This window comes from Tabrizicola sp. (assembly GCF_030694085.1).
Classification (GTDB): domain Bacteria; phylum Pseudomonadota; class Alphaproteobacteria; order Rhodobacterales; family Rhodobacteraceae; genus Tabrizicola.
The window spans coordinates 1-3,185 of record NZ_JAUXZE010000059.1 but is presented as its reverse complement, the minus strand read 5'-3'; the positions used below and the strand labels follow the sequence as shown (position 1 = coordinate 3,185).

General features: G+C 66.7%; 2 protein-coding genes. Both read left to right on the top strand.

The window, feature by feature from the left end:
* Positions 1 to 1,928: strawberry notch C-terminal domain-containing protein (locus Q8M85_RS15080; RefSeq protein WP_371135268.1), on the top strand; the 1,928-nt coding region annotated here is incomplete at its 5' end.
* 3 nt (positions 1,929 to 1,931) lie between these two features.
* Positions 1,932 to 2,963, top strand: a complete 1,032-nt coding sequence (locus Q8M85_RS15075) for a toprim domain-containing protein (protein ID WP_305546091.1) — start codon at positions 1,932 to 1,934, stop codon at positions 2,961 to 2,963.
* Positions 2,964 to 3,185: the final 222 nt, after the last annotated feature.

Sequence of the window (3,185 nt, the reverse complement as noted above, 5' to 3'; positions counted from 1 at the left end):
AGGGGGAGGTCATGTCGGGGTGTCCTTCTGCGGTTGAGAGCAGAGGCATCATGATTATCCCAAGTGGAGATCCCGGAATGAAACATCATATCAACGACATGAAGCGCCGCGCTCTGCATAACGCGGACGCGGCATATTACGTCTTCGACTACCTCGCACATTCCTTCCCGGTGCAACTCTACGAGCCCTTCACCGACAGTGAGGGCAATCTGTCGTCCCGGCCCGTGGTCCGTGACGGCCAACCGGTCGAATGCCGCGAAGCCGCCCGCCGGCGTGACGCGTTGATCGAAAAGCTGGCCTCGCTTCCTCCCGTCCCGGGCGCGCTGGACCAGATTGTTCAGCGCTTCGGCACCGATCTCGTGGCCGAGGTCACGGGCCGCTCGCGCCGCATCGTGAGGAAAGGCGACGGTGCGGCTGCGCGCCTTGTGGTGGAAAGCCGGGCGGGTTCGGCCAACCTCGCGGAAACCACTGCCTTCATGGATGACCAGAAGCGCATCCTGATCTTTTCGGACGCAGGCGGCACCGGGCGCAGCTATCACGCGGATCTCGGGGCCAGGAACCAGCGCCTGCGCGTTCACTACCTGCTGGAGCCCGGTTGGAAAGCCGATGCGGCCATCCAAGGCCTCGGGCGGACCAACCGCACCAATCAGGCGCAGCCGCCGCTGTTCCGTCCGGTGGCCACCGATGTGAAGGCGGAGAAGCGGTTCCTGTCGACCATCGCGCGCCGCCTCGACACGCTCGGCGCCATCACGCGGGGTCAGCGTCAGACCGGGGGCCAGGGGCTGTTCCGGCCCGAGGACAACCTCGAGTCCCCCTATGCCAGAGACGCCCTGCGTCAGCTCTACCGCCGGATCTATCGCGGCGATGTGGCGGGCTGCTCGCTCGGGGCCTTTGAGGATGCCACTGGCCTCAGCCTGACCGATGACAACGGGCTGAAGGATGACCTGCCGCCGATCACGACCTTCCTCAATCGCCTGCTGGCACTGACGATCGACATGCAGGCCGTGCTCTTCTCGGCCTTCGAGGAATTGCTCGACCAACGGATCGAGGGCGCCATCGCCGCCGGGGTCTATGACCTCGGGCTCGAGACGCTGCGTGCCGAGAGCTTCCGCATCACGGATGCGCGGGTGATCTATACCCATCTCGGTTCCGGCGCAGAAACCCAACTGCTGACCATCGCGGAAAAGCGCCGCAACACACCGACCTCCCTCGCGGACGCGCTGGACTGGCTCGATGACCCGAAGGCGCGGCTTCTGGTCAACAGCCGCTCTGGCCGGGCGGCGGTGCAGGTGCCCGCCACCAGCCTGATGCTGGATGACGGCACCATCGAGCCCCGCCTGCGGCTGATCCGCCCGACGGAGGCCAGCACCGTCCCAGCAAGGATGATGGAGGACACCCACTGGCTGGAGGCCGACCGCGCGGCCTTCACCGCCGCCTGGACTGCCGAACTGGCCGAGGTGCCTGAGTTCTCGGAAGCCACGCTGCACATCGTGGCGGGCCTCCTGCTGCCAATCTGGAAGCAGCTCCCCCAGGATGAAACCCGCGTCTACCGGCTACAGACCGACGATGGGCAGCGCATCATCGGGCGACGTGTTTCGCCCGCCTGGGTCGCGACCACGCTGGCCGCTGACGCGCCGAAACTCACGGCCGCGCAGGTTCATGCCCTCGTTCTCGAGGGCAAGACCGTGGTGCGGCTGGCCGAGGGGATGGAGTTGCACCGGTCCCGGGTCATGGGCGTTAACCGGATCGAGCTCTCCGGCTTCTCGGAAGCTGCCAAGGATCGGCTCAAAGCCGATGGCTTCTTCTCGGAGATCATCAGTTGGAAGCTGCGCCTCTTCTGCCCGACCGATCCTGCCGGCATTGCAGTGCTGGAGCGTGTGATCGCGCGTTGCGCTGTCACAGGGCTACATTCGCGGGGAGGGTGTTGACCCATGTATTCCGAGACCGAAGATCTGATCCGCGCTCTGGTGGAAAATGCCGAAGGCGTGTGTCGCGCCTACCTTCCCGCCGGACGGCGGGAGGGGTCCTACTGGATCGTGGGCGATCTGCAGAACAATCCCGGCCGGTCACTCTTCGTGCGGTTGACCGGGCCTGCCTCGGGGCCCGGTGCGGCAGGCAAGTTTACCGACGGCGCCACGGGCGAGCATGGCGATCTTCTCGACATCATCCGCGAGAGGACCGGAATCTCCCGCTTTCCCGATCTTCTGGCCGAGGCCCGAGCACATCTGGGCCGTCCGCAGCCGGTCTTCCCGGATGCTCCAGCGCCGAAAAAGGCCAAAGCTCCCGGTGGCACGCCAGCGGCGGCGGCGCGGCTGTTCGCTGCCTCGGTGCCGGTCGCAGGCACGCTTGCAGACACCTATCTCCGCGCCCGAGGCCTGACCCGAGGCGGCACGATGAGCGCGCTACGCTTCCACCCGAAGTGCTGGCATCGGGATGAGGGCCAGACCCGGAGCCTCCCCAGACCGGCGCTGATCGCCGCAGTCACCGACGGCGCGGGGGTCTTGCAGGGCGTGCATCGCACCTGGCTGGCGCCTGACGGACAGGGGAAAGCGGATGTCGAGACGCAGCGGCGTGCCATGGGTCACCTTCTCGGCAATGCCGTCAGGCTGACCCCGCATGCTGACCTCCTCGTCGTCGGCGAGGGCATCGAGACTATGCTGTCGCTCGTCGAAGCCGCCCCCGGCCTTCCCGTCTGGGCGGCGCTCTCGTCTGGTCACCTCGGGGCCGTCCTGCTGCCGGAGGGATTGCAGCGCCTCTACATCGCCATCGACCGCGATCCGGCCGGGCAACGCGCGGCAGAGAGGTTGAGCGCCAGAGCAACCGAGGCCGGGATTTCTGTTCGGGTGCTGGAACCACGGCTCGGGGATTTCAACGATGATCTCCGGGCGAACGGCGCGGAAGCGCTGCGCCAGCATCTGGCAGGTCAGATCGGACCAGAGGATCGGCATCGCCTGTCCGGCTGACTTGCATCGCGCAAGGGGCGGTCCGGGGCTGCGGGGGCAGGGGTCATGGATCCCGGTCATGGCTGTGGATCGTTGCTTTGCCTCTTCCCGGGCAATCTCATCCACCCGTCACCCACACGGCCTTCAAGAGATGGGCAGGCGGCCGTCAAAGGGGCCGCCCCTTCAAGGACGGGGGGCGACTGATTTCCGCCGGCGGCAGAGCCGCCTTTGCATCGCGAGACA